The 24,673-nt window shown below is 41.2% G+C and carries 28 protein-coding genes, 2 tRNA genes and 1 pseudogene; 22 read left to right on the top strand and 9 right to left on the bottom strand.

Translation table 11 applies throughout. The features are described 5' to 3' along the window. Positions 1–5: 5 nt before the first annotated feature. The 4 genes from LBYS_RS11855 (at position 6) to ftsY (ending at position 4,848) form a co-directional block, all read left to right on the top strand. Positions 6–848, top strand: a complete 843-nt coding sequence (locus LBYS_RS11855; protein WP_013409096.1) for a helix-turn-helix transcriptional regulator — start codon at positions 6–8, stop codon at positions 846–848. A gap of 124 nt (positions 849–972) precedes the next feature. Beyond that, positions 973–2,397: a TolC family protein gene (locus LBYS_RS11860; protein WP_013409097.1), complete on the top strand. Its 1,425-nt coding sequence runs from the start codon at positions 973–975 to the stop codon at positions 2,395–2,397. Position 2,398: 1 nt separating this feature from the next. Next, positions 2,399–3,781: an efflux RND transporter periplasmic adaptor subunit gene (locus LBYS_RS11865; RefSeq protein WP_013409098.1), complete on the top strand. Its 1,383-nt coding sequence runs from the start codon at positions 2,399–2,401 to the stop codon at positions 3,779–3,781. A gap of 110 nt (positions 3,782–3,891) precedes the next feature. Continuing rightward, positions 3,892–4,848 (top strand): signal recognition particle-docking protein FtsY, encoded by a 957-nt coding sequence (ftsY, locus tag LBYS_RS11870; RefSeq protein WP_013409099.1) that lies wholly within the window; start codon positions 3,892–3,894, stop codon positions 4,846–4,848. Here the strand turns inward: ftsY and LBYS_RS11875 are convergent, their stop codons facing one another. Genes LBYS_RS11875 through trpC form a run of 4 tightly spaced genes read right to left on the bottom strand, consistent with a single transcriptional unit; the run spans position 4,849 to position 8,706 of the window. Then, the gene (locus LBYS_RS11875; protein ID WP_013409100.1) at positions 4,849–6,114 is read right to left on the bottom strand and encodes a DUF5690 family protein; all 1,266 of its coding nucleotides are present in this window, start codon (positions 6,112–6,114) and stop codon (positions 4,849–4,851) included. Next, positions 6,105–7,283 carry a tryptophan synthase subunit beta gene (trpB, locus tag LBYS_RS11880; protein WP_013409101.1) on the bottom strand — a complete coding sequence of 393 codons (1,179 nt, stop codon included), beginning with the start codon at positions 7,281–7,283 and terminating at the stop codon, positions 6,105–6,107. Before trpB ends, LBYS_RS11875 begins: the two co-directional genes overlap by 10 nt. Beyond that, the gene (locus tag LBYS_RS11885; RefSeq protein WP_013409102.1) at positions 7,280–7,894 is read right to left on the bottom strand and encodes a phosphoribosylanthranilate isomerase; all 615 of its coding nucleotides are present in this window, start codon (positions 7,892–7,894) and stop codon (positions 7,280–7,282) included. The genes trpB and LBYS_RS11885 overlap by 4 nt, the downstream gene beginning before the upstream one ends. After that, positions 7,891–8,706: an indole-3-glycerol phosphate synthase TrpC gene (gene trpC / locus LBYS_RS11890; protein WP_229310415.1), complete on the bottom strand. Its 816-nt coding sequence runs from the start codon at positions 8,704–8,706 to the stop codon at positions 7,891–7,893. Before trpC ends, LBYS_RS11885 begins: the two co-directional genes overlap by 4 nt. Positions 8,707–8,821: 115 nt before the next feature. Between trpC and LBYS_RS11895 the strand changes: the two genes are divergently transcribed. Genes LBYS_RS11895 through LBYS_RS11905 form a run of 3 tightly spaced genes read left to right on the top strand, consistent with a single transcriptional unit; the run spans position 8,822 to position 11,130 of the window. Next, a complete protein-coding gene (locus tag LBYS_RS11895; RefSeq protein WP_013409104.1) occupies positions 8,822–9,367 on the top strand; it encodes an RNA polymerase sigma factor in 546 nt (181 codons plus the stop codon). Positions 9,368–9,379: 12 nt separating this feature from the next. Further along, positions 9,380–10,099: a hypothetical protein gene (locus tag LBYS_RS11900; protein WP_013409105.1), complete on the top strand. Its 720-nt coding sequence runs from the start codon at positions 9,380–9,382 to the stop codon at positions 10,097–10,099. A 5-nt stretch (positions 10,100–10,104) separates the two neighbouring features. Then, entirely contained in the window at positions 10,105–11,130 is a 1,026-nt protein-coding gene (locus tag LBYS_RS11905) for an outer membrane beta-barrel protein (RefSeq protein ID WP_013409106.1), read from the top strand. A gap of 84 nt (positions 11,131–11,214) precedes the next feature. Here the strand turns inward: LBYS_RS11905 and LBYS_RS11910 are convergent, their stop codons facing one another. Genes LBYS_RS11910 through hisIE form a run of 4 tightly spaced genes read right to left on the bottom strand, consistent with a single transcriptional unit; the run spans position 11,215 to position 12,995 of the window. Then, entirely contained in the window at positions 11,215–11,658 is a 444-nt protein-coding gene (locus LBYS_RS11910; protein WP_013409107.1) for a peptidylprolyl isomerase, read from the bottom strand. 10 nt (positions 11,659–11,668) lie between these two features. After that, positions 11,669–12,064, bottom strand: coding sequence for a hypothetical protein (locus tag LBYS_RS11915; protein ID WP_013409108.1), 396 nt, complete (start codon positions 12,062–12,064; stop codon positions 11,669–11,671). Beyond that, positions 12,064–12,402 carry a phage holin family protein gene (locus tag LBYS_RS11920; RefSeq protein WP_013409109.1) on the bottom strand — a complete coding sequence of 113 codons (339 nt, stop codon included), beginning with the start codon at positions 12,400–12,402 and terminating at the stop codon, positions 12,064–12,066. Before LBYS_RS11920 ends, LBYS_RS11915 begins: the two co-directional genes overlap by 1 nt. Next, the gene (hisIE, locus tag LBYS_RS11925; RefSeq protein WP_013409110.1) at positions 12,399–12,995 is read right to left on the bottom strand and encodes a bifunctional phosphoribosyl-AMP cyclohydrolase/phosphoribosyl-ATP diphosphatase HisIE; all 597 of its coding nucleotides are present in this window, start codon (positions 12,993–12,995) and stop codon (positions 12,399–12,401) included. Before hisIE ends, LBYS_RS11920 begins: the two co-directional genes overlap by 4 nt. Before the next feature lie 128 nt (positions 12,996–13,123). On the opposite strand from hisIE, the gene LBYS_RS11930 reads away from it, so the two are divergent. Both LBYS_RS11930 and LBYS_RS11935 read left to right on the top strand, forming a co-directional pair. Next, positions 13,124–13,196: transfer RNA gene (locus LBYS_RS11930), tRNA-Gly, on the top strand. 48 nt (positions 13,197–13,244) lie between these two features. Next, positions 13,245–13,330: transfer RNA gene (locus LBYS_RS11935), tRNA-Leu, on the top strand. A 93-nt stretch (positions 13,331–13,423) separates the two neighbouring features. Here the strand turns inward: LBYS_RS11935 and LBYS_RS11940 are convergent. Then, a complete protein-coding gene (locus LBYS_RS11940) occupies positions 13,424–14,536 on the bottom strand; it encodes a Fic family protein (RefSeq protein ID WP_013409111.1) in 1,113 nt (370 codons plus the stop codon). A gap of 173 nt (positions 14,537–14,709) precedes the next feature. Here LBYS_RS11940 and LBYS_RS11945 point away from each other — a divergent pair, with 173 nt between their 5' ends. The 13 genes and pseudogenes from LBYS_RS11945 to LBYS_RS12010 all read left to right on the top strand — a co-directional run bounded on the left by LBYS_RS11945 (position 14,710) and on the right by LBYS_RS12010 (position 24,625). Continuing rightward, positions 14,710–15,135 carry a relaxase domain-containing protein gene (locus LBYS_RS11945; RefSeq protein ID WP_041823659.1) on the top strand — a complete coding sequence of 142 codons (426 nt, stop codon included), beginning with the start codon at positions 14,710–14,712 and terminating at the stop codon, positions 15,133–15,135. A gap of 100 nt (positions 15,136–15,235) precedes the next feature. Further along, a complete protein-coding gene (locus LBYS_RS11950) occupies positions 15,236–15,496 on the top strand; it encodes an ISAon1 family transposase N-terminal region protein (RefSeq protein WP_229310416.1) in 261 nt (86 codons plus the stop codon). Positions 15,497–15,529: 33 nt separating this feature from the next. Beyond that, positions 15,530–16,453 (top strand): ISAon1 family transposase, encoded by a 924-nt coding sequence (locus tag LBYS_RS11955; protein ID WP_310586241.1) that lies wholly within the window; start codon positions 15,530–15,532, stop codon positions 16,451–16,453. A 174-nt stretch (positions 16,454–16,627) separates the two neighbouring features. Further along, positions 16,628–16,870: a hypothetical protein gene (locus LBYS_RS11960; RefSeq protein WP_013409113.1), complete on the top strand. Its 243-nt coding sequence runs from the start codon at positions 16,628–16,630 to the stop codon at positions 16,868–16,870. A 40-nt stretch (positions 16,871–16,910) separates the two neighbouring features. Beyond that, entirely contained in the window at positions 16,911–17,741 is an 831-nt protein-coding gene (locus LBYS_RS11965) for a peptidase associated/transthyretin-like domain-containing protein (RefSeq protein ID WP_013409114.1), read from the top strand. Continuing rightward, the gene (locus LBYS_RS11970; RefSeq protein WP_041823661.1) at positions 17,738–18,538 is read left to right on the top strand and encodes a carboxypeptidase-like regulatory domain-containing protein; all 801 of its coding nucleotides are present in this window, start codon (positions 17,738–17,740) and stop codon (positions 18,536–18,538) included. The genes LBYS_RS11965 and LBYS_RS11970 overlap by 4 nt, the downstream gene beginning before the upstream one ends. 100 nt (positions 18,539–18,638) lie before the next feature. Then, a pseudogene (locus LBYS_RS19970) lies at positions 18,639–19,789 on the top strand (IS3 family transposase). Between the two features lie 247 nt (positions 19,790–20,036). Further along, on the top strand, positions 20,037–20,486 hold the full coding sequence (locus LBYS_RS11985) for a hypothetical protein (protein WP_013409117.1): 450 nt from the start codon (positions 20,037–20,039) through the stop codon (positions 20,484–20,486). Positions 20,487–20,560: 74 nt separating this feature from the next. After that, positions 20,561–20,974, top strand: coding sequence for a hypothetical protein (locus LBYS_RS11990; protein ID WP_013409118.1), 414 nt, complete (start codon positions 20,561–20,563; stop codon positions 20,972–20,974). Between the two features lie 134 nt (positions 20,975–21,108). Further along, a complete protein-coding gene (locus LBYS_RS11995) occupies positions 21,109–21,417 on the top strand; it encodes a transposase (RefSeq protein ID WP_013409119.1) in 309 nt (102 codons plus the stop codon). Positions 21,418–21,581: 164 nt separating this feature from the next. Continuing rightward, the gene (locus tag LBYS_RS12000) at positions 21,582–22,313 is read left to right on the top strand and encodes a DDE-type integrase/transposase/recombinase (RefSeq protein ID WP_013407251.1); all 732 of its coding nucleotides are present in this window, start codon (positions 21,582–21,584) and stop codon (positions 22,311–22,313) included. 204 nt (positions 22,314–22,517) lie between these two features. Further along, positions 22,518–24,161 (top strand): hypothetical protein, encoded by a 1,644-nt coding sequence (locus tag LBYS_RS12005; RefSeq protein ID WP_013409120.1) that lies wholly within the window; start codon positions 22,518–22,520, stop codon positions 24,159–24,161. Between the two features lie 14 nt (positions 24,162–24,175). Then, on the top strand, positions 24,176–24,625 hold the full coding sequence (locus tag LBYS_RS12010) for a hypothetical protein (RefSeq protein WP_013409121.1): 450 nt from the start codon (positions 24,176–24,178) through the stop codon (positions 24,623–24,625). Positions 24,626–24,673: the final 48 nt, after the last annotated feature.

Genomic DNA, 24,673 nt, shown 5'->3' on the forward strand with positions numbered 1-24,673 from the left:
AAACCATGTTAAGATTACCCTCCGAAATATCTTCACAGCCCTTTGAGTCGCTGAAGTTCCGCGAAAACACCTTCGTGGCATTCCGGAGTAATCTTTACCCTTTTAACAACCAGGTCTTCTTCGAGGAGAATACCGTTATATATATATTGGAAGGCGACAAGATCTTTCGCTCTGAATTAACAGAATTCAAGGTTAAAAAGGGGGACATCCTTTTTATACGTAAAGGCTATTACCTCTACTCAGAATCTACCAATGCCACCTACAAAAGCCTGGTCTTCTTCATTGATAGTCCACTCATCAAGGAATTCGTCAATCAACATGCTGACCTGCTCCGCGAAGGCCCTCCTCGTCAATCCCCCTCCTGGGTAATGAAATTAACCTCGGACGAGTCCTTTGGAAAGTTCGTGGAATCCGTTCTTCCCTACTTCCGCACAGACACGGAGTATTTGGATCACTTCTTAAGACTAAAAGCCCAAGAACTGCTCTTGCATTTGATTAACACAGATAAAAAAGGTGATTTCAGGAAATTCTTGTTGGAAAACTTCTCAGGAAAAAAGATCGACTTGGATTATGTCCTTAATACCTTTTATCTCAAGAATCTTTCCCTCTCTGACCTCGCCAAGATTTCAGGAAGAAGCCTCTCCTCCTTTAAAAGGGAGTTTGTAGCTAAATATGGAGAGTCTCCAGCTTCAAAGATTCGCTCCCTCAGATTGGACCATGCGCACTTCCTTTTAAAGAATAAATTAAATACCGTGGAAGAAGTTGCCGAGGCCATAGGGTACGATTCTGTGCCTCACTTTATCAAGTCTTTTAAGGAGAAATTTGGCACCACTCCTAAAAAGATCTGAGCACCTCATCTTACCTTCAAACCTTACATTTCCTCTTTACCCTTAATTTTTACCGTTCAAATAATATTTCTCCTGTGCCAAATTATTTTGTAATAAACTTGCAATACGCTTAACTATAAGTTCTATGAAGTATCTGTATGTTATTCTTCTGCTTGGCCTTACCCAAAGCCTATCAGCCCAAACCTCCTTCACTTTGAAAGAGTGCATCGAGTTTGCTCTGAAAAACAATATCACGGTCAAACAAGCAGAAGCTGCTGTGGATAACAGCGAAAACCTACTAAATCAATCCAAAGCTCAACGCCTACCCTCCGTTAACGGTTTTCTGAGTGGAAACGGGAATACCGGTAGAAACGTAGATCCGTTCACTAACGGTATTGTTACTCAAACCATTGGTACCAATAACATGGGAATAGGCTTACAGTTGCCTATCTATCAAGGTAACCGACTAAAAAATGCCGTAGAAAGAGACAAACTCAACTGGGAGGCAACGAACTATGACGTTCAGGCCCAAAGAAATAACATAGCCCTGCAGGTAGCCGTAGCTTACCTGAACGTTCTATCTGCAGAAGACCTCATTGAGGTTTCAAAGAAGCAGTTAGAAGTTACCCAATTACAATTTGAAAGAACTACCAAATTAATAGAAGCCGGAGCACTACCTGAAACAAATCTCTATGATTTAGAAGGCCAAAGAGCGAATGACGAGCTGTCTTTAATCAATGCAGAAAACAATAGAGAATCTGCATTCTTGGCTCTAAAGAGAACCATGAATGCTCCGCTAGAGATGATGTTCTCTGTAGTAAAATCTGAAGTTCCGGAACCGGAAATCCTAGGACAAGAAGCCTCTGCCTCCTCCATTTATCAAACAGCCGTGAGCTTCCTGCCGGAAGTGAAAGCCGGAAAGATCCGTATGAATGCTGCAGATAGAAATATCGCTATAGCGAAGGGGCTTGGCTTACCTACTTTAAGCTTGAGTACCAACTGGGGAACAGCCTATTCAAGTGTAGCAAAAAGAGCCGGTGAAATGACGAATGGTTCTCGCCAAATTCCTATTACTGCTGAGTTCCAGGGACAAATCGTACCTTTGGTGATCAACTGGCCAGAGACAAACTACACCATGGAAAATATCCCATACTTTAATCAGCTAGGAAATAACCAAAACTGGAGCTTGGGACTCTCTCTAAACATCCCTATCTTCAATAGATTTAATACCAAGTATCAGACTCAGGCTGCGAAAATTCAAAAGAAACAAACGGATTTGCAAAACCAAGCCACGGATATCCAAATCAAACAAAACATTGATCAAGCCTATATCGATATGCTAAATGCCAAAAAGAAATATACGGCAACTTTAGCACAAACGGAGGCACTAAATAAAGCTTTCATTGCAGCAGAAAAACGCTATAATGCAGGTGCAGGCACATATGTTGATTATAACCTAGCGAAAACCAACTTGGATCGTGCCAATGCAAATTTGATTATTGCTAAATACGATTTTATATTCAAAACCAAAGTACTTGACTTTTATCAGAACAAACCCCTCGAATTCTAATATGAAAAAGAAGTCCAAAAAATTATACTGGGTCATAGGTGGATTAGCCCTAGCCATCCTACTCCTATTGATCATTGGGAAAAAGGCAGGTTGGATAGGACAAGAAAAACCTACTGAAGTAGAAGTAACGAAAGTAGTTGCAGGTAATCTTACCCAGTCCGTATCCGCATCAGGAAAGATTCAACCTGAAGTGGAAGTGAAGATCTCTCCTGACGTTCCCGGAGAAATTATTGCGCTGTATATTAAAGAGGGTGACTCCGTTCAGAAAGGTCAATTGCTTCTTAAGATCCAGCCGGAAAACTATGTTTCCGTAGTAGAACGCTCTAGAGCGGGAGTAAATCAGAGCAAGGCCTCCGCTGAGCAGGCTAAAGCCGCTATCTCTAGAGCAGAGTCGCAACTTGTTCGATTGGAAGCGGAATTCAAACGCCAGCAAAAGTTATACGAAGAAAAAGTAGTTTCTTTAGCTGACTTCCAAATGGCTGAAGCAAACCTTTTAACTGCTCGTCAGGATCTGGCTTCTGCCAAGGCCAGTTATGAAGCAGCAAGATTCGGCATCAATAGTTCAGAAGCTGCCCTAAAAGACGCCTCTGAAAACTTGAGAAAAACGAATATCTATGCACCTGTTAGCGGCATTGTATCTAAACTCGCTGTAGAACTAGGTGAAAGAGTGGTAGGTACCTCTCAAATGGCCGGTACAGAACTATTGAGAATTGCTAACTTGAACAACATGGAGGTGCGCGTTAACGTAAACGAAAATGACATCATCCGTGTAGATCTGGGAGATACCGTGATCGTTGACGTGGACGCATACACTGCTCAAAACAAGAAATTCAAAGGTGTTGTTACTCGAGTGGCTAATACGGCCATTGGCTCAGGAGGATCCCTATCTGCAGCTAGCAATAGCACAGAAGCCGTTACTGAATTTGAAGTAAGGATCAAAATCCTCCCTGAATCCTATATGGACTTGATTGACCATGCTAGGGGAAGAAAATATCCATTTAAGCCGGGTATGACAGCTACAGTGGATATCATAACCGACAAGAAAAATGGTATCCTTATGATACCTATCTCTGCCGTAACTACTCGTACTGACAAAGTAGAAACTAAGGAGAACAATGAGGATTCTGGTGAAGAGAAGCAACCGACTAAAACGGAAAAACCTAAGGAAATCGTGTTCGTCTTAGAAAACGGAGTTGCGAAGAAAAGAGAAGTAGTGACCGGAATCACGGACATATCCACCGGTAACATTGAAATCGTATCCGGATTAAAGGCAGGAGAAACCGTCATCACCGGACCGTTCATAGAAGTGTCTAAGCGACTAGAAGACGGTAAAGCGGTAACCGACAAGAACGCCAAACCAGCAAAAGAAACCAAGAAAAAATAGTCCATCCTACATTACAGGCAGCACGGGAGTCATTTCGTGCTGCTTTTTCTTTTATAGGGCCTGAATGCACAAATATTTTAATACTTTTGTAGTAAATTCAAATCTGCATCATGGGATTGTTTGATTTTTTTAGTAAAGAGAAAAAGGAATCTTTAGACAAAGGCTTAGAAAAGTCTAAAACAGGTATCTTCGATAAACTCACCAAAGCCATCGTTGGAAAGTCAGAAGTAGACGAAGAGGTATTGGATGAATTAGAAGAGATCCTGATCAGCTCTGATGTAGGTGTAGATACTACCGTAAAGATTATTCGTAGAATAGAAGCTCGTGTAGCTCGAGATAAATATACCTCTACTTCTGAGCTGGATAGAATACTTCGAGAAGAAGTAGCCGCCCTCCTACAAGAAAACAACTCCCAGGATGTAACAAACAGCTTTGAGACTCAGAACCTCCCTAAACCTTATGTACTCATGGTGGTGGGAGTGAACGGTGTAGGTAAAACTACTACCATCGGAAAACTAGCGCATAACTTCTCCAAAAATGGAAAGAAAGTAGTTCTGGGAGCGGCAGATACCTTCCGTGCAGCGGCCGTTGACCAGTTGAAATTATGGGGACAGCGTGTAGGCGTGGAGGTGATTGACCACGGCATGAACACGGATCCTTCTTCTGTAGCTTATGATGCTGTGAAGAAAGGGGTTGAAGTGGGCGCAGACGTAATCATCATTGACACCGCAGGACGTTTGCACACAAAGGTGAACCTAATGAATGAATTAGGTAAAATCAAACGTGTCATGCAGAAGGTGCTTCCTGAAGCCCCTCATGAAGTCATGCTCGTTCTGGATGGTAGTACAGGCCAAAATGCCGTTATACAAGCCCGTGAATTCACACGCGTCACAGACGTAAACTCCCTTGCCATCACCAAATTAGATGGAACGGCTAAAGGCGGAGTAGTGATAGGAATCTCTGATGAATTCAAGATTCCTGTGAAGTACATAGGAGTAGGCGAAAAGATGGAAGACCTTCAAGTGTTTAACAAGATGGCCTTCGTGGAGAGTTTGTTCCAAAAGTGATCAAGCCTTCTTTGCCTTATTTGTAAAGTAGATTACAGAGAACAAGACCAAAAGGAAATAGACTGCGCTTACGGCATAAGAAATCCCAATAAAGAACTTGAGGTTTGAAATACTGTGCTGGAAGAAGTTCTTATAGAATAACACGCCCAAACTTCCGAAATAAGCATAATAGTCAGCAAGGGTTATCATGAATCCCACTGTTCCCACATATTTGAAAGAAGCTAACATTCTTTCAAAATAGATGCTATTGCACATGGAATAGGCTAAATAAGCTCCAAATCCTACAGCGATCAACCAGACTATTGGGTTTACAATCCCTTCCTGATACAGAAAAGTACTTCCGGCCACTATCACGGCACCCAAGAGCAGAAGACCTTGTATAAGGTTAAATGCCATCCTATGATTCTTGATCCATTGCATAGCAGCCATGATGAGCAAGATGGCTATGGCTATAGGGATCTCTGTTTGCGTGAACAAAGATGGTTTCCCGGAGAAACCTAATTCTTGAAACATCTCCGGCATGAAATTGTCCCTAAATTCCCGGTATGCTGTCAGGATACTGTACGAAATCACAAAGAGCACCATTCCCAGACCAAACTCCTTCATAAACGCCTTCCTCTCCGCCTTACTCATAGGCAGGCGTTCAGCCCGGTCTATCTTATCTGCTTCAGAAGGTGCAGGGACCTGCGCTAGTAACCATACAAAGAACAATAAGGGCCCGTACATGATCAAGTCCGCCAAGAAAGGCATTTGGAACTCATCAGAACTGAGATGTTGTAAGACCCAGTTGCCTACCGTCTTAGCAAAACCTGAACCCACTATAAAGGAGGCGGTAAGCGCAGCCACTAAGAAATCTGTACTTTTTCTTCCTTCCAGAAAACCCAAGATAACCCCATAAAACAAGCCCAAGGGTAAACTGGCCAAGAACACAAAAAAGAGGTTATATGGAGCAGGTGTGACCGAAAAAAGGAACATACTGACCAATGACAAACCTGTAAAGATCAACAATCCTTTTGGTCGCTGAGCAGGCTTCATCTCAGAAACTATCTTCACTCCAATCCCCTTACTGACAGCAAATCCTATCACCTGAGCGGTAATGATCAGGATCTTAAAATGCACACCAAAGAAATATAAATTCTCATAGGTAGCAGCCGTATACGCTCTACGGAAAGGATAAAAACAGAGGTAGGTACAAAATGCCGCTATTGCAGCAAACAGCGTAACTACCCAGGAAGGAGCTTGCTTCAGATAGTTTTTCACATCCATTTCATATAAGTGGCCAAATCTTTATCTCCCCTTCCGGAAAGCCCCACTACTACCTTTTGATCCGGTGTAGTTGGTAAATATTTTAATGCTGCCAAGGCATGACTGGATTCTATAGCAGGAATAATGCCCTCAAGTTTTGCTAATTCAAACCCGGCCTCCATGGCATCTTTATCTGTAATGGCCATGAACTCTGCACGCTTCGTTTCCCATAAATGCGCATGTAAAGGTCCTATTCCGGGATAATCTAATCCGGCAGAGATGCTATGAGGCTCCACCACTTGCCCGTCTACCGTCTGCATCAATAAGCTTTTGCTTCCATGAAGTATGCCCGGCTTGCCTAAGAAAGTGGTGGCTGCAGATTTTCCGGATTCTACCCCCCATCCGGCAGCTTCGGCCGCCACTATCTTCACTTCTTCCTGATCTAAGAAATGGTAGAATACTCCTGCAGCATTTGATCCTCCGCCCACACATGCCAATACATAATCAGGGAGCTCTGAACCGGTTTTCTCTAGCAATTGCTTGCGGATCTCGGCTGATATAACCGACTGGAACCTTGCCACCATGTCAGGATAAGGATGAGGCCCTACCACAGATCCTATGATGTAATGTGTATCTGTAGGATTATTGATCCAATGGCGCATGGCCTCATTTGTGGCGTCTTTCAGGGTACGGGAACCGCTCTTCGCAGCTCTAACCTCCGCCCCTAACATCTTCATACGCGCTACGTTCGGTGCTTGTCGCTCGATATCAATCTCCCCCATATACACTATGCATTCCAAGCCTTTCAGCGCGCACATGGTAGCGGTAGCCACGCCGTGTTGACCGGCTCCGGTCTCGGCCACGATCTTCTTCTTACCTAGTCGTTCGGCAAGTAGTATTTGACCTAAGGTATTATTCACCTTATGCGCACCGGTATGGTTCAAATCTTCTCTTTTTAGGAAGATCTGAGTATTGTATTTTTCTGACAAACGCTCCGCTAAGAAAAGAGGGGTAGGTCTACCCACATAGTCTATTAATAGTCTTTGGAACTCCTCTTGAAAGTCAGGAGTTTCCATGATACGAAGGTAATTTTGTCTCAGCTCTTCTACATTAGGGTATAGCATCTCAGGGATAAAAGCTCCTCCGAAATTTCCATAATACCCCTTCTCATTTACACTGTATTTGCTCATGCTTGCGCTAAATTTCTAACTTTATTAAATAGTTTCTCCAAAGCCTGAATGTCTTTTATGGCCGGAGAAAGCTCAAATCTACTGTTTACATCTATACCTTTCCACCCGCTTAACTTCAGGGATAAGAGCTGATCAATGTTTTCCAAATCTATGCCCCCTGCTATCAAATATGGGGTTTTGCCTTGGTATTTATTTAATATGGACCAGTCAAAAGCTTTTCCATGGCCTCCATACTGATCCCCTTTGGTATCAAATAAAAAATAATCTACGCTACCTTCGAACTCCTCTAATTTAGAAAAATCTAAATCACCATCTACTCCAAATGCCTTAATAACCCCTACTCCTAGGGATTTAACCCGCTCTGCCAGTTCTGGGGTTTCTTCGCTATGCAACTGAACATAAGCCAAGGCGTACTCCTCCACTTTTGCTTTGATTTCCTCAAAGGAGGCATGAACAAATACCCCCACCTTTGGTACCGAAATATCAGGAATGGAATTCTGTACAAATCGAGGAGACTTAGGATAGAAAATCAATCCCATCATATCCGGCTTTAAGCTTTCTAAAGCCAGGATATTCTCTCTATCCCGCATTCCACAGACCTTGATCTTCATACTAATACCGAGTAAAAATCAGCCAACGTTTGTGCAGGCTCTGAGGTTTTCATAAAGTTCTCTCCCATAAGGAAACCCTGAAAACCTACATTCCACAATTCCTTCACCGTCTCCGTAGCACTGATGCAGCTTTCGGAAATTCTTGCTTTGTCTTTTGGCAAATATTGAATCAACTCCAATGAAGCATTCACATTGTTTTCTGCGAAATTCTTGAGGTTCCTATTGTTTACACCTACTATATCCACATGATCCAGGGGACTTCTCTCCAGTTCTTCTTTGTCATGTACTTCCAATAACACTTCCAGTCCCAATTCATGGGCCAAGGAACTTAAGGACAACACTTCATTCGGCTCCAGATTAGCGGCAATCAGAAGGATAATATCTGCTCCCCATGCTTTAGCTTCGTGAATTTGGTACGGATCGATCATAAAGTCCTTCCTCAGAAGCGGAGTATTTGGAGCAGCCGTTCTGGCACTTAACAAATCTTCTTTGGACCCTCCAAAAAAATCATGATCTGTAAGCACGCTGATGCCTGAGGCTCCTCCCGCTTCATATCCTTTCACAATGGTTTGTACATCAGCACCCGCATGGATATCCCCTTTAGAGGGAGATCTTCTTTTGAACTCTGCAATAATGCCCGGTGAAGTGTCCTGAAGGAGCCTATCTTTCAAGGAAATGGTAGCCCTTGTATAGTAGGCTGATTTACTTAAATCCTCCAGATTAACGCTTGCTTTGGAGAGCTCTACTTCCTTTCGCTTATTCGCTATGATCTCGTCTAAAATGCTCATGTAATTACCAACTGTGAAGTACAAATATAGTCGGTTTTGCCCCAGTTCTATTGTATAAAATAGTGTAGTTTTACAAAAAATAAAGGGAGATGCAACCTTTCGTCTATCATTTCACATCTTAGTTATGTAATCCGATTCTATGGCAAGAATATTACCGCTTTTCAAAACAGAGTACGAACTCGCTCGGGGCATCATCCGGGGAGAGGGCAAAGCCCAGCGTGCTTTCTATGAAAAGTATTCTGCCAAGTTTCTCGGGATTTGCGCCAGGTATATTAAAGATAGAATGGCCGCAGAAGATGTAATGGTGGAGAGCATGATGAGAATCTTTGAGAAATGTTCTCAATTTGATTTTCAGGGCAGCTTTGAAGGATGGTGTAGAAGACTGGTAGTGAACCAGGCTTTGGGATATATCCGAGCCAATAAACCTCAGGAGACTGACATTGAAGAAGTCAAGGATCTGGCCACTTGGGCAGATGCAGGTTTGGAAGCCCAGGATTTACTCCGCCTTATCCACGAGCTACCCTCAGGGTATAAGTCGGTTTTTAACCTTTATGCCATTGAAGGGTATTCCCATGCTGAGATCGCAGAGATCTTAGGCATATCTGAAGGGACCTCAAAATCCCAACTGAGCAGAGCCAGAAGTGTTTTGCAAGAAAGGCTAAATAACAATACCGTATACCTCTAAACTTAGAGTATCATGGAAGAAAAATGGATAAAAAAATTAAAGGAACTGGAGATCACTCCCTCTGAGAGAGCCCATCAGCTTTTTCTGAGTAAGCTGGAGGAAAGTGCTCCCAAAAAAGCAGGGTACTGGAAATACTTCGCCACGGCTGCATCCGTAGTTATGGCCTTAGGATTCCTGTATTACATGCAAAATCATCAGGAGGTTTTACAGCATAATACCACAGCAGTATTACCTAAAACCCCTGAAAAAAGTGAGATAATCACTCCGGTAGCGCCAGTGGAGGAAGAAATCAACCTTCCGCCGGTGGTGAAAACTCCCACTTTAGCGGCGGTTCACCAAACGGAGACCTTCACTTATGAAGAGGAAATTATTGCACCAAAAATAAATCAAACTGTTCTTAGAGAGGAGGTAGCATTGAAAGAGTTGAATCCGGAAATCAGCTATAGGTACCATAGCACAAACCTGAGAGACTTCACTATTGTGGATGCCCTTGTTCCTCTTGAAATAGAAAGGGAAGAAGTTCAACTTACCCAGATGGATGTTCCTGAACCTAAACCATTGCTTGCGAAAGTGGTGAAAGAGATTCAGTACGTAAAACAGGGTGAAAAACCGGACCTCGATAGAGCAGGAATTAAACCCGCTGCCACCTTGATGGCGAAGAACGGACTACTGGCTAATGAATCCCGCCAGATCAAAGAAGGGGTTCAGAGATTTAAAGAATTATTTCGCTAACGAATATGAGAAAGCTATTGATCCTTTGCCTACTATTGGCCGGCTTTAGAAGCTGGGCTACCGCTGATTCTACAGTTTATCATTTTTACGATAAAGATCTAAAACGGGATATTTACGTAAAAAGTCCTTCAAACATCTCCTTTGAGGAACCTCCGCAAAAAGTACTATTACTGGTGCTCAGAGCATTTAACCTGGAAGACGATGAGCAGGATAAGGTCTACAGATTAGTGAAATACTCTCCTAATGCGAGCGAGAGCATTTGGACATCCAATAAACAGGGACAGAAAATCCAGGTAATAGCCGTCAGAAAAAATGAAGAGGATTTCACCTATGAATCTTCAGACGGTTCAGATACCTTTGATTTTACCTACTCGGAGCCGGATCAGCCTAGAGTAATCACTAAGAACAATTACCATTATAGTAGGTTCTTCTCTCCTACTGATTTTGCGATCTACCTGGGACTGAACAGTTATACCGGACAGCAGGACATTGCGCCGAACAACTTAAGCGAACTGCAAGTATGGCCTTCTCGCTACATAGCTTTGTCTTTCCGTGCTAATGCCACTTTGAGTAATAACAAGAAGACGCATTGGGTACTAAGCTACGGACCGGAATTCGCTTGGCATAATTTCATGCTTCTGAATAACCATGTTTTGAAGTACGAAGGCGGTCAGGTAGCTTTTGAACAAAGTGATAAAGCGACCTCTAAAAGCAAATTCGTAGTACCTCATGTGAATCTACCTGTAATGCTAAATATAGGTTTCAAACGAGACCATCTGAGAGTAGGTATTGGCGGGTACATAGGTTACAGAATTGGTGGCTATACAAAAGTGGAATACAAAGACGGAGGAGGTAAGGAAAAGAACAAGGGTTCATTAGGTCTAAATGACCTAAAATACGGTATCACTGCCGAGTTAGGAAGAAGTCCGGGAGCCGCCTTATTCATCCGATATGACCTGAGTGAGATGTTCCGCAGCACTCAGGTAGTACCAAACGGAATGCAAGCATTCAGTTTCGGGATCCGACTGTAAGGTAGAAGGGCTATAATCAAAAAATATAGGGACCAGTGAAAACATTGGTCCCTATTTGTTTGGTATTAAAAGACCAAAGTAAGATTAGGCGTTTTCTTCGATGATGGTCACCTTTTGGATCACATCTCCTTGACGAATGTCATCAATGAGGTCTAATCCTTCAATCACCTTTCCGAAGCAAGTATGATTTCTGTCTAAATGTGCCGTATTTTGACGGTTATGGCAGATAAAGAATTGAGAACCTCCAGTGTTTCTTCCTCTGTGAGCCATAGAAAGCACCCCTCTATCGTGGTATTGGCGGGTTCCATCTAGTTCACAAGGAATGGTATACCCTGGTCCACCTGCTCCGGTACCGTCCGGGCAACCGCCCTGCACTACGAATCCAGGAATGACACGGTGGAACTTCAAACCGTCATAAAAACCCTTTTTGGACAAATCAATAAAGTTCTGCACTGCAATGGGTGCATCGTCATCATAAAACTCAATAAGTAAGGTGCCTTTGTCGGTCACCATTTCCGCTTTCCGCATATCTAAAAAATTATGGTTCTACTAAATGTCCCCCTTTTCTAATGACCACCTGTTTTACTAATTTTACGGCATTCATGTAGAGCACCAAGCTTTCTGCTTCGGTAGGGTTTTGCATGTGTTCACACTGAGGCCCCGGTTCAAGGAAGTAAACAAAGATCTTTTCGTTCTTTTTATCCAACACCTGGTAGTCATACCTCCCAATAGCTTTGAATATCTGATTCTCAGAAATTCCCAGGAACTGATCTTTGTTAGCCTTAATCAGCTCTATTTGCTTTTGTCTGTTGCCATCGCAACCTCCTCTGTCGTTTTTAAAACCTTCACTATCCAGTCCGGGCAAGTTCAATGGATCACTGTAGGAACAAGCCTGAAACAAGATAGACAGTATGACAGTCAGTCCTTTTTTCATTAATCCTGGAAACTCCCAACGATACCGTTGGCTATAGACAATAAAAAACTAAAAATTAAAGCCGTAAAGAAGCCATGAATCTCAAATCCATCCACCAGGTAGCTACAGATATACACTACGGCTACAGAGAGTACCAATGAGAATAATCCCAAGGTTAGGATAGTGATGGGAAAAGAAATGATGTGCAGGATAGGCTTTACAAAAGTGTTCAGGATGCTCATCACCAGTGCCACGATCACACCGGTAGTAAGTGTATCTACACTCATTCCCGAAAGTAATTTAGGCATAAGGTAAATAAGGGCTCCTGTGAGTACGAGGCGTATGGCGTAATTGATCATTTTTTATGTCTTTTAATGAGTACGTCTATTACTTCGTCTAAGTTGATCTCCTTTGCTTCTAGCAATACCAGGTAATGGAAAAGGAGGTCTGCAGCTTCACCAAGGAAAAGGTCCTTGTTGTCATCTTTCGCTTCAATGACTAGCTCTACCGCTTCCTCTCCTACCTTTTGGGCAACCTTATTGATGCCTTTGGCAAAGAGGGAGGCCGTATAGGAAGAATCACTTGGATGCTGCTTGCGATCATGTATGATTTCACGAAGGTAACGAATAAATGCTACCTTTCCTGTATTGTGCTCTCCCCAGCAGGTATCGTCTCCGGTATGGCATACAGGACCTACGGGTTCAGCTTGGATGAGGATAGTATCTCCATCACAATCCACGGCGTGGCTAATGTAGTTCAAATAGTTTTGGGAGCTCTCTCCCTTTGTCCACAGTCGATTCTTAGAACGGCTGAAAAAAGTTACCTTACCTGAGCTTAAAGTATGCTGGAGGGCTTCTTCATTCATATAGCCTACCATAAGTACCTTAGCTGTAAGGTGATCCTGTATCACGGCCGGGATCAGCCCTTTCGAAAAATCCACTTCTCTTTCCATAATTGAATACAATATTAGGGATTCGAGTGAAGATTTTTACAAAATTTTTGCTCAAAATTTTGACATTAAAAAATCTGCTTATATCTTTGCACCCACATTCGACGAGGGAGTTTTCCTAAAGAGAATAAGCGGAAGTAGCTCAGTTGGTAGAGCGTAACCTTGCCAAGGTTAAGGTCGCGGGTTCGAGACCCGTCTTCCGCTCGACAGACAGAAGTTCCTATGCATATGGGAGCTTTTTTTGTCTCAAGGGCCGGGGTGGTGGAACTGGTAGACACGCAGGACTTAAAATCCTGTGAGGCTTATCCCTCGTACGGGTTCGATTCCCGTCCCCGGTACTGAAAATCAAAGAGTTACAAAGCGATTTGTAGCTCTTTTTTTATGGGAGAAATGCTGTGTCGTGCATATGTCGTGCATTTTTCAAAGATCTATCATTCCAAATTATCATCATCTGAAACAATCAGGTAGTATCGGGTGTGCCTTAGCTTGCCGACCTTTTTCAACGCCCCCAAATCCACCATTTCTGACAAATCTCTGCTGGCCGTTGCCCTCGATGTTTTTGTGATGCGGATGTAGTTATCCGCACTCAGGCCGCCTTTGAATCCGTCTACTCCTTCCCTGAATATCCGCAACGCCACTTTTGCCTGACGCTCATTTAACCGTTCGCTGTATTTCTCAAAGAAGCGCGCCTTATCGATAATAAAATCTATCGTTTTTTGAACATATTGCTGAGCTTCAAGAATCTTTTCAGAAAAATAGAGAAGCCACTCCGTTATATCCGATACTGTATTTGCTCTTTCCAAGGCCTGATAATAAGCTTTCTTGTCCCGCTCTATTGTACCGGACAAAGACGTAATTAGCGATTGCCTTGCCCCTATGGCCAATGCTTTTTCTGCGATACTCCGTCCAATACGTCCATTACCATCTTCAAAAGGGTGTATTAACTCAAAATACAGGTGAGCCATACCCGCATGAATAATCGTCGGCATACCATCGTCTATCGCTTTATTGAACCATGCTATATACCGTTTCATCTCATCGGGTACGCGGGAAGATGGCGGTGCCTCATAGAAGACTTTCGGCGTGTCCAGCCTGCCGGAAACAATCTGCATCGGGTCTGTAAGGATACGATAGCCTCCTGTCACCTCCAAATCCGTCCGCCCATTCATAATCATTTTATGCCATGAAAAAAGACGTTCTTCCGTAAGAGGCTCATTATAGCTCTTGTACAAGTCAACCATCATTTGGGAAACACCTGTTTCCTGCGGCTTTGCTCTTCTGCCGTCCGTTTGCAACCCCAAATGCTTTCGCACCGATGACTGAACGGAATCTCTGTCTAAAATTTCACCCTCAATTTTTGAGGTATCGACGGCCTCATTGCTCAGCAATGTCACCCGTAACTCATCCCTTTCACCAAGAGATACACCTCTTAGCGACCCGATAATCAGGCCTGCATTTCGATGAAATTCTCTTTCAAAATTGGTGAATCTGGCCGCGTCAAACCTGAATTCCGGCCAGCTCTCTTGTTCCCAAATCCACTTCATGAGGTATAGCTCCGTTTTCTATAGCTCAATAATACAACAAAATATGAGTTATAGGAAGTGTTTTTATAACTCATATCTATTTTAATGATTCATACCGAAAAAATACCCATTGCAAAAATGCTTTGTTCATTATGATTAATTTCCTAATTATTGGTAATAAACCCCTATAAATTATGCAAGTCATCTGCCTTGAAGAAGACGCCTTCACAAGCGGATGGCCGACAGGCTGGTCCGTCCGACACACGAAGTCGTCGTTTGAGGTGGTCGGGGTTCCGCATGAGGTGATTGACCATTTTACCAAGCGGACAAATGAAATCGGACAGATTGCCGAGGAAAAAGGCATTACCGATGCCAAGGCCTTAGATACTTTGGGTGCGCGTACCCGCACCAGCAAGGAAAAGGGCTTGGGCATGGAAGAATTGTGCCAAGACTGGAAACGGCAGATACGGGAATTGGAAAAGAGCGGTGGCATTGCAGACCGGCTGGAATACAACGCGCCATTACGTGACAAGGGGCGACACAAAGGCATCACGAAAACCGGTATGACAGCAGAGCATTGCATTGACCACGGATCAAGTGAAATTCTTGGGGGGAGATGAATTTTATAGTTTCTTTGCAAGAAAAAACTAGAAGAAATTGAGTGCGCAGGAGGATTTATTGAAGTTATAGTTACCCAAAGAAATGGTTGAATATTTTGACTTGACCAAAGTTGAGGAAGTAGAGGGGACGCTCAATTTTCATTTGAAAGAGCTCAATCTAGCTCCTACTGGATATTTGGCAGAGCAATTAGAATCTAAAGGTTTTCTTCCTGAAATACGGGTTCAAGATTTCCCCATTCGCGGCAAAAAAGTCTATTATCATACACTTAGACAAAGATGGCGCGTAATATCGAGTGGTGAGATGATTAGCAGAGATTGGGCTTTGGTTGCAAAGGGATCGGGGACGCCTAGTTACGAATGACACAAGAATTTGGGTTGTTCTTAAAAAAAATATTTGGACCACAATCCGGTAAGTAGTCATCAATTAGGCCATTTCTTTCCTGTTGATGGAAAACAATTGGGCCAGCAATACAAAGATCATTTTAGCGATTACCACGATTGGGATCAGAAGGAACACGCTCAAGAGTGGATGTTGTTTGTAGACCATATTGGCGAGCGCTTAAGTATTGATGAAACCGCGCTATCCCATGGTGAACTCTATACCATCGTTACCAATAAGGCTGCAGCGGCGCGAAAAGGGGCTTTAGTAGCCATGATTAAAGGTACCCGAGCAGAAGATATTATTACGGTAATGCAAAAGATTCCGTGGCATCTTCGCAAAAAGGTAAAGGAGGTAACTTTAGACATGGCGGCTAACATGATAAAGGCCGTCAAACTCAGTTTCCCCCATGCATCTAGGGTAATAGACCGCTTCCACGTGCAAAAACTAGCTTTCGATGCAGTTCAAGAATTACGCATAAATTACCGATCGGAGCCTATAGATCAGGAGAATGAAGCCATTGCAAAAGCGAAACTGAACAAGGAAACATACGAGCCGGAGATTTTTTCAAATGGAGATACATTAAAGCAAGTATTAGCACGTAGCAGATTTTTACTATTTAAACACCAGAGTAAATGGACATTATCCCAACTTGAACGAGCGACTTTCCTGTTTGAACGGTACCCAAAACTAGATCAAGCCTATAAATTATCTGTTCAATTGGCTAATATTTTTACCTACAGCCGTGCAAAAGAAGATGCTTTTAAGAAACTAGGCATATGGTATCAGCAAGTAGAAAAAAGTGGCATAGAAGCATTTAACACAGTCTGCAAATCTGTACAAAACCACTATTTACACATATTAAACTACTTCAATAACAGAAGTACAAATGCATCGGCCGAGTCTTTTAATCGCAGCGGCGAACCGTGCAAAGATTAAGGCCTTCCGAGCCTCATCCAGGGGCGTAAGAGACATCACATTCTTTTTCTACAGACTCAAAAATATCTATGCTTAGACAAATCTCCCCCCACGTTTTCGGCTTGATCCGGATTGTCCGATTAATAAGAGATACATCAACATAATATATCTTGCCTCTTTTTAGAAGGTACTAAGATGGGGGAGCTTACAACAGCACTATTAATGTTATGTACATTTACAACGTATGCAAATAAGTTTTGGGGTTCTGAAGAAACCTACCTCTTTACTGCCCAAGGTGCATCAAATATTGAAAATAATTCATACGGATCTAATGGTAAGTGTGTGGCATATTATCGAGTTGTAAAATATGTATTTTGGATTGAAGTCGATAGTTATAATATTGAAAAAGAAGTTGACTGCTACGTAATAACTTCCTAATTTTAATTTTGGAATTTATTATAATATTGGTCGCAATAAAATGATCAAAATTTATATATTTTTATTCACACATCTTAGTGCGATGGCATTTTGTCAGCGCACTAATAATTTTATTGGAAAAGTTGTTGATGAGGACAACTACGGTATTCCGTTTGTTACTATTTTCATAAATTCGAAATATATTAATAGCGACGAAAATGGTATTTTCAAAATATCCGACCTTTTAGAGTCAGACTCATTAACCTTTAATTCTACTGGCTTTCAACAAATTAAAATATCAGCAACAGACTTTCTCAAAACAAACAAGATAGTCTTGAAGAGAAAATTAATACATTTAGCGGAGCTTAAAATTATTAATAAATCGAGTAAGTGGATTGGATACACAAATGAGTTGGATCAAATTACTACTTATAATTTTTTGACCTTACAAAGCAGTGAAACAGGAATAATAATAGGAAATAAAGAAAAAAATAGAGGAATAATTAAGAGTATAAAAGTAAAAGTTGGATTTATTGGAAAACCAAAACTTCCATACAGAATTCATTTATATTCGCTTCAAAAAAACGGAATTCCAGAAAATGAACTATTACAAAGGGAAATAGTTTTCAAACCAAGGTCAAAAAAACTCAAATGGTATACATTCAATATAGAAGAGCAAAATATCGAATTACCTGAAACTGGTCTGGCAGCTACCATTGAATTTATCAATCCCTCTACAAAAAATTACATCTTAAGTAAAAATTTCACACCTATCCGTCAGGGATTTTTTAGTAGAGATTTTCAAGTAATTTCAAGACATAGTAATTCTAATGGATGGTATCTAGAAAATTCAAGCCTCCCAATGATTTCGCTAGAAGTTCTGTTACAATGAAGAAACTGATTAGCCTAGTACTATTTTCATTTTCAATTGCTTCAGCACAGCAGATTGCGTACACCGTGAAAGACCAAGAAGGCAAACCCCTTCCCTACGTGTCCATACAGGTGAATGATCGTTATGGAATTTTGACCGACAATGCCGGCAAATTTACGCTTTACAATTACGAGAAGCCCCAACACCTCCTGTTTGAAAAGGTGGGATTTTCATCCCTTAACATCACTCATGATAAATTAAACCAAGTGGTGGTTTTGGAAAAACTTCCTGAGAAAGCACTAACTCCGCTAATCCAAGGCACGAAAGTCTTGAACTTGGGTTATTCAAAAAAGCAAAAATTGATCAAAGACATACGCTTTCGAGCCAATTACAATTACGAGGCAGGCATAACCTTGCCCTACGAAACTCGATACAAAAGCATGCTTCTGGCCAAAGTCCGTTTGATGGTCTACTTCCCCGAAAAAACTTCCTTCCCTTTGCGGCTTAATGTGTACAGTTTAGATTCAAAAGGTGCTCCAGCCAGGAACCTCTTGCACAAGGAAATCATTTTTCAAGCTCCCAATACAAAGCAATGGACCGAAATTAGTTTAGAGGAGCAAGGCATACCGTTTCCGGAAAGCGGAGTCGCTCTGACGGTAGAACTGCTTAACCCTCAAATGAGCAGGGTTAGAAACTCCCGGCCCATATTTGCCGGCTTCGAGCACCCTTTTGTTTTCCGTTATGAGTTAGTGGAAGGCTGGATTGCAGGAAAAGGTGAAACCTATGCAATGGAACTAGAGGTGAAAGGTAAATTGTGATTACTTTCACCATACTGACCTCCCTCCAAAAATTGTAACCCTCCCCAAAAATAGGACAAGTTAAAACGCAACACTAAAGGTTTAACTTTAACTTGTAACAATGAAAAAGAGTAAGCACTCAGAACATCAGATTGTGAAAGTACTCGGAGAGTACGAGAACGGTCCTAAGGTAGAAGACATCTGCCGGGAATTAAATATTCACAAAGCCACTTTCCATAACTGGAAGAAGAAGTATTCAGGGATGAGTGGGACGGATCTGGCAGAACTAAAATCTCTTCAACAGGAGAATGCCAGATTAAAGAAGATGTATGCTGATCTAGCCCTGGATCATGCCGTTCTCAAGGACGTACTATCAAAAAAGTTTTAGGGCCTTTTGAAAAGCGAGTGGTGGTGAACTATATCGTAAACGAGTATGGCATGAGCATTCAAAAGGCCTGTAAGATCATGGATTTAAGTCGTTCCGTTTATTACTATTCTTCTGTAAAAGACGATACAGAAGTAAGAGGAAAGCTACTAGGTCTAGCCGAAAATCATCCGAAGGAAGGTCAGGATAAGATGTATCAAAGGATACGGAATCAGGGCCTTAAATGGAATTACAAGCGTGTCCGCAGGGTTTACCTTCTATGGGGTCTAAACCTTCGTCAAAAGACTCGCAAGAGGCTTCCTGCACGTGTTAAAGTACCGTTGATTCAGCCGGAAGGCATCAATCATACCTGGAGCATGGACTTCATGCATGATGTTCTTGGCAATGGCCGGAAGATCAGAATTTTGAATATCATCGATGATTATAACCGGGAAGCTCTGGCTGTAGAGGCTCATTTCAGTATACAGTCGAACAGGGTAGTTCAAAGTCTGGAGGATCTAATCGCATATAGAGGTAAGCCTACCCAAATCAGAGTTGATAACGGCCCTGAATTTATTGCAAATGTGTTGGCTGACTGGTGTAGAGAGAATGACATCAGACTCCTTTATATCCAGCCCGGAAAGCCCTTTCAGAATGGATAACGTTTTAACCGAACTTTTAGAGAATCTATACTGGACGCTTATGTGTTTGAAAATATCCATCAGGTCAGAATCCTGGCAGAAGAATTTATGAAGGATTATAATACCCAAAGACCGCATGAATCGCTAGGAGGATTCACCCTGGAAAAGTTTAAAAATTTGAGCACTTCATTTCCAGCAGGGGGAGCTAGCTCCCCCTGCTGGAAGAACAATAAATCAATATCTTTGTTTAATTATACTATGTCCTAAAAAGGGGAGGGTTACACTAACTTTTAAATTGTACTATACTTATATTTGATTGGAATATTATTAAATTTGGTTGCTAATAATTAAATCTACTCATATGAATAAAACATAGCCATAGACTCTTCTTTTATTGGTCGGAATACTGTTTATTCTGAAAGTAGGTTATTACCATTTTTCTCAAATAGTTGAAATTAATTTTACTTCACTGTTAAACAACCTGAATTTCATCAATTATTAAAATCTGAATAAAATGAAAAAGTTAAACATATTAGACCACTACTTGAAAGGGATACTTATTATATCTATATCCGCAGTTTTTATTAAATGCGATTCTACTGATTTAGTAGAGCCAATTAGTGGCGACAAATGTTATGAAGGTGAGGCTATTCATGCTTTTTGTCCTAGCTTCCTGGTAGTGAATGTTAGAAATGGCAACATAGGTCAAAAATGGACATTTAATGGCAAAAGATATAATAACGCTCTATTGATAAAAAATGCAGGAAGGTCTGATGCCAGCACAGATACAAATAGTATAACACCAAGCAGTAAAGTATATTTCCAGGTCGATGTAGATGCAACAAATAATAACGAGAATTGCCAGATTATAGCGCCATGTCTACAATGGGCAGAAGAAAGATCATCACCAGCAAAAAGTGTATGTGTAAAATTCATATCCAACCAAAAATGCAATAGTATATGAAAAATGTAAGTGAACTTTTTCTGAGTCTTCTTTTTATGATTTAAGGGTTAAAATCATTTTCGCAAACTCCATACATGTCTATTGAGAAATTTTCATTAACACGCATCTCAGGAGTTCTGACACTCTTTCTGTTATTTTCAGCCTGCGATCGTGATATCCCTATTCATGACACGGAGGAGTGTATTTCAAGGGTAATAGTTGGAGAAAAGTGTGGCGTTTTGGGTTTTAAACCCGATAAAAAAGGGGCGTTGGGTGCACGGGTTTGGGAGAAAAAGATCAACGATCAACAAGACTTGATACGAATTGAGAATGTCATTGGGGTCATAGGTCTTCCTATTGAATATAAAGAAAATGAGCGATTTTTTTTAAAACTCAGAAATGCTACAGAAGAAGAACAGCTTAGCATTGCTTGTTATCTGGACTTACCTGGACCACCCACACCTATCTACATAGTCATAAATCAAAATTCATTTAATTGTCCTAATTAATAAACTTAAAACGCCATGAAAAAATTACATTTTACTATCATCTTATTATGTTGTTTCTTTATTCAACTTACTTACCTAATAGCTCGATAAAAACTTGGACACAAAACTAAGTTAACAATTAATTAGATTTGTGTATGTCAAAACATCGAAAAACATGGAGTTTGGAGGAGAAAGAGAAGATTGTACTTCATTCTATCCAGCACGGCGTAAGTTCTTCATCGCGAGAATTTGGGGTTTCTACTGTGAGTATTTATAATTGGAAAGAGAAATTTGAGAAGTTAGGCAAAAGTGGCTTGGAAGCAGGAGCAATGACAGATGCCGAGCGTGAACTCAAACAATTACGTCGTGAAAACGAAGCTCTAAAAAGGATAGTTGCTGAAAAAGAGTTAGCTATTCAAATTAAAGATTCCCTTTTAAAAAAAAGTCAATCTCTAAAGAAATAAAAATCCAGGTAGTTGACGAATTTCTAGAGCAAGGGAGGCCTAAATATCTAGTATTAAAGCATGTAGATTTACCTCGAAGCAGCTACTATTACATTTCTACAGGTACAAAACCGGGGAAAAGGGCCTCAGGTTATGTATATGATATGGAAAATAATAGGTTTGATATGGATTATATTTTACAAGAAACTAAAACACTTCTGGAGGGCGAATTTGTGGATTATGGGTATTATAAAACCTACCGCTATTTAAACCAAGAAAAGGGATTGAGAATTGGGGCTTATAGAACCTATAAGCTCATGAAGGAAAACAATTTATTAAAATTTCAACGCAGTAATACCAAGAGAATAAGTAGGAACTGGGTAAAAGAACTCGTTCCCATTGTACAAAGAGAATTTGCATTCCTAGAATTTGATATTAAATATGTATATATCCAAGGAAAACGCACAAATGCGCAAGTACTGACAATTTTGGATGTTTTTTCGAGATGGCAATTGGGACAATACATCGCAAATTCTATTAAATCTGAAGATGTAATAAATCTATTTGAACAAATTTTACAAACTTATCCGATGCCAAAGCAATTTATAGTAAGAAACGATAATGGCTCACAATTCGAAGCTTTAATAGTTCAAGAATATCTAAAACAAAAAGGTATAACTCAGGAATTTACAAAACCGGCAACACCTCAACAGAATGGACATATAGAAGCCTACCATTCAATTCTGGAAAGTGCTGTATGTCAACGATTTGAATTTGAAAGCCTACAAGAATTTAAACAAGTAATGATAAGATGGAAAAAATTCTATAATTTCGAAAGAATACATGGCGGTCTTCACTATAAGTCCCCTAGAAAATTCCTCGAATCAATTGGTGTAAAAATTGATCCGAATTGGTGAAATAAATTAAAAATAGTGTCCAAGTAATTGCGTTTAAGACGCAACCATCCAACTTTAAATAAAATGAAGGCTTCTTGCTCAACTGTATTTTTATGGGAGCACTTAAGACTTTAGGCCAGCTTACTTTACCGGTTACGCCCGGGTGAAAATCGCTCAAGGAACAATCAAAAACGTACGTACAATTCATCTAAACAATTCTACCCAATGAAAACCAAGTCACATGCTACCGGTCTTTTCTTTGCTTTAGCCCTGGGGGTTCTAAGCTGCAAAGACAGCAATCAAGTGCTGGATAAGGAAGTTGACAGCTCTACGACGCCTTCGGGAGAGAGAAGTTCTGCTCTTAATTATTCAGATTCGGACCTGGTTCTGGGAAGGAAGCTTGAAAATCCGTATAGCACGGTAAATATGAAAAAAGCGGCTGAGAGCCTTCGATCAAAAGGACAGGATTTGCCAGTATCGATCGTCACAAATTACTATTACGTTCGGTTTTTACCGTCCAGTGACGAAGAATACGACAAACTGAACGCCGACACTACTGTTGATCTTTTCGAGTATCCCCTGGACTATGAAATTGCCAAACAGGGAAACAGTTACAGGGACCCTTCACTTTCGACGGACGCTAAATTTACCTGGCTTTACGCAGCGATTCCAGTAGAGAATCTGAAGAGGTTCGATCTTAAGCTGGAAGTTTTGGAAGAATTATACCTTCCCTTTGGCAATGGGAAGGAGCTAGAAACTGACTTGCAGATACGCAATAAGGCTCTTTTGACACATTTGGAAGATGAATCTATGTCCTTAACAGGTAATTTGGATTCAGAGACTGAAGATAACAAGAATGCAAAAATAGCTGATTGGTACTCATCAGGACGTATACGCGTTTGGGACGAAAGGCTAAATTATAATGATGGAACGGGCCAATATCAAGCAGGCGCTGGCTGGGTGCCTGTACCTGCGTGCCTTGTCAGGGGTAACAGATGGTTTACGACAAAAAGTGCACTATCTTATAATAATGGCTACTTTTTCATTGATCATGGCTGGCCTAATGGCAAGGGCGTAAACTATTCAATTAAGTGGGACCGTGCAGATTTCGATATTAGAGATGGGTCCTACGGACAGTCCCATTTTAATGGTCCTAAAATTCAAGGTCAATGGAATTTGGATATTTCAGAAGGGGGCACACCAGATAATTATATTTTTGCTCATGTACACAGAGCTGCTTGGTATTACTACTATAATAATACATTTGGAGTGCCAAGCCCTCCGGGGTCTGGAGTTCTATCTAAAATGCACTTAGGTTCAAAGCAAGGCAGTGGTCGTTCTCACTATTTTGCATTTAATAGCGCTTGGGCTGCTGCACAAATCAAGCTTATATTTGATTTGAACAATGATGACGCCAGGGTAATTTTCGGAACCACCATACATGAACTAACCCATGCTTCACATTGGGCTATGGGTATGAGTTATGAAGCCTATACTTTGAATACGGGACAGGCACGCAAACTAGCTGAAAGCTGGGCTCAAGCAGTGGGATGGCATATCACAAGAGAGGTATACGGTCATAATGCAAACCCGCAACTTGATTTTGATGCACAACAGCATTTAAGCTTAGCCGACGTCCAGGCAAGTGACTATACCCCACTCTTCATTGATTTGATTGATAATCACAATCAGTTTGATGCTTCATCAGGTAGGCCTAATGATCTTGCCAGTGGTTATACCATTACTCAATTGGTGAATTTCTTATTTGCGAGACCAACTAATTGGTATCAATACAGGTCTTATTTAGAGGATAACTCAAGTAACCCGACAGAAGCTGCTGCGTCGCAACTTTTTTCGGATTATGATTAACAAATAGTAACATCATGAGGTCTATATTATTCATATTGCTGCTGTCATTATTCTCGGGATGCTCGTTTTTGATAAATCCAGAGGTAACATTTATTGTAAGAAACCAAACGCCACTGGATTTCTCAATCTTAACCTATTCGGAGTCTTCATTGCTCGATAGTACATTTATTAAAAGCGGGGAAGATCATCTGTGGAAGAAAAAATACAGGGAGGGGGGTGATGGAGACGTCAGCCCCTTTAAGAGAGAGGTAGACTCTTTGGTTATATCATTTGCAGATGGTAAAGCAATAATTCATTATTGCAATGGGGAAAGATTGTATCTAGCAACAAGTGACCCAAACTGTGGACCTACCAAAAATCTCATGAATTTTCACACAGGAGATTTTGAGATGGGTAAAAAGAAAAAATCTACGCGAACCATTGTTCTGGAGCGTTCGGATTATGACCAGGCTGCTTTGCCCTGATGTTTGGAAATTTGAAGACAAATGAGCGGAGTATAGACCTTAAGCTCG

This window comes from Leadbetterella byssophila DSM 17132, from assembly GCF_000166395.1.
GTDB lineage: Bacteria > Bacteroidota > Bacteroidia > Cytophagales > Spirosomataceae > Leadbetterella > Leadbetterella byssophila.

Coding starts and splice junctions, on each gene's coding strand:
- LBYS_RS11855 (WP_013409096.1), top strand. CDS start 6: ATGTTAAGATTACCCTCCGAAATATCTTCACAGCCCTTTGAGTCGCTG.
- LBYS_RS11860 (WP_013409097.1), top strand. CDS start 973: ATGAAGTATCTGTATGTTATTCTTCTGCTTGGCCTTACCCAAAGCCTA.
- LBYS_RS11865 (WP_013409098.1), top strand. CDS start 2,399: ATGAAAAAGAAGTCCAAAAAATTATACTGGGTCATAGGTGGATTAGCC.
- ftsY (WP_013409099.1), top strand. CDS start 3,892: ATGGGATTGTTTGATTTTTTTAGTAAAGAGAAAAAGGAATCTTTAGAC.
- LBYS_RS11875 (WP_013409100.1), bottom strand. CDS start 6,114: ATGGATGTGAAAAACTATCTGAAGCAAGCTCCTTCCTGGGTAGTTACG.
- trpB (WP_013409101.1), bottom strand. CDS start 7,283: ATGAGCAAATACAGTGTAAATGAGAAGGGGTATTATGGAAATTTCGGA.
- LBYS_RS11885 (WP_013409102.1), bottom strand. CDS start 7,894: ATGAAGATCAAGGTCTGTGGAATGCGGGATAGAGAGAATATCCTGGCT.
- LBYS_RS11895 (WP_013409104.1), top strand. CDS start 8,822: ATGGCAAGAATATTACCGCTTTTCAAAACAGAGTACGAACTCGCTCGG.
- LBYS_RS11900 (WP_013409105.1), top strand. CDS start 9,380: ATGGAAGAAAAATGGATAAAAAAATTAAAGGAACTGGAGATCACTCCC.
- LBYS_RS11905 (WP_013409106.1), top strand. CDS start 10,105: ATGAGAAAGCTATTGATCCTTTGCCTACTATTGGCCGGCTTTAGAAGC.
- LBYS_RS11910 (WP_013409107.1), bottom strand. CDS start 11,658: ATGCGGAAAGCGGAAATGGTGACCGACAAAGGCACCTTACTTATTGAG.
- LBYS_RS11915 (WP_013409108.1), bottom strand. CDS start 12,064: ATGAAAAAAGGACTGACTGTCATACTGTCTATCTTGTTTCAGGCTTGT.
- LBYS_RS11920 (WP_013409109.1), bottom strand. CDS start 12,402: ATGATCAATTACGCCATACGCCTCGTACTCACAGGAGCCCTTATTTAC.
- hisIE (WP_013409110.1), bottom strand. CDS start 12,995: ATGGAAAGAGAAGTGGATTTTTCGAAAGGGCTGATCCCGGCCGTGATA.
- LBYS_RS11940 (WP_013409111.1), bottom strand. CDS start 14,536: ATGAAGTGGATTTGGGAACAAGAGAGCTGGCCGGAATTCAGGTTTGAC.
- LBYS_RS11945 (WP_041823659.1), top strand. CDS start 14,710: ATGCAAGTCATCTGCCTTGAAGAAGACGCCTTCACAAGCGGATGGCCG.
- LBYS_RS11960 (WP_013409113.1), top strand. CDS start 16,628: ATGGGGGAGCTTACAACAGCACTATTAATGTTATGTACATTTACAACG.
- LBYS_RS11965 (WP_013409114.1), top strand. CDS start 16,911: ATGATCAAAATTTATATATTTTTATTCACACATCTTAGTGCGATGGCA.
- LBYS_RS11970 (WP_041823661.1), top strand. CDS start 17,738: ATGAAGAAACTGATTAGCCTAGTACTATTTTCATTTTCAATTGCTTCA.
- LBYS_RS11985 (WP_013409117.1), top strand. CDS start 20,037: ATGAAAAAGTTAAACATATTAGACCACTACTTGAAAGGGATACTTATT.
- LBYS_RS11990 (WP_013409118.1), top strand. CDS start 20,561: ATGTCTATTGAGAAATTTTCATTAACACGCATCTCAGGAGTTCTGACA.
- LBYS_RS11995 (WP_013409119.1), top strand. CDS start 21,109: ATGTCAAAACATCGAAAAACATGGAGTTTGGAGGAGAAAGAGAAGATT.
- LBYS_RS12000 (WP_013407251.1), top strand. CDS start 21,582: ATGGATTATATTTTACAAGAAACTAAAACACTTCTGGAGGGCGAATTT.
- LBYS_RS12005 (WP_013409120.1), top strand. CDS start 22,518: ATGAAAACCAAGTCACATGCTACCGGTCTTTTCTTTGCTTTAGCCCTG.
- LBYS_RS12010 (WP_013409121.1), top strand. CDS start 24,176: ATGAGGTCTATATTATTCATATTGCTGCTGTCATTATTCTCGGGATGC.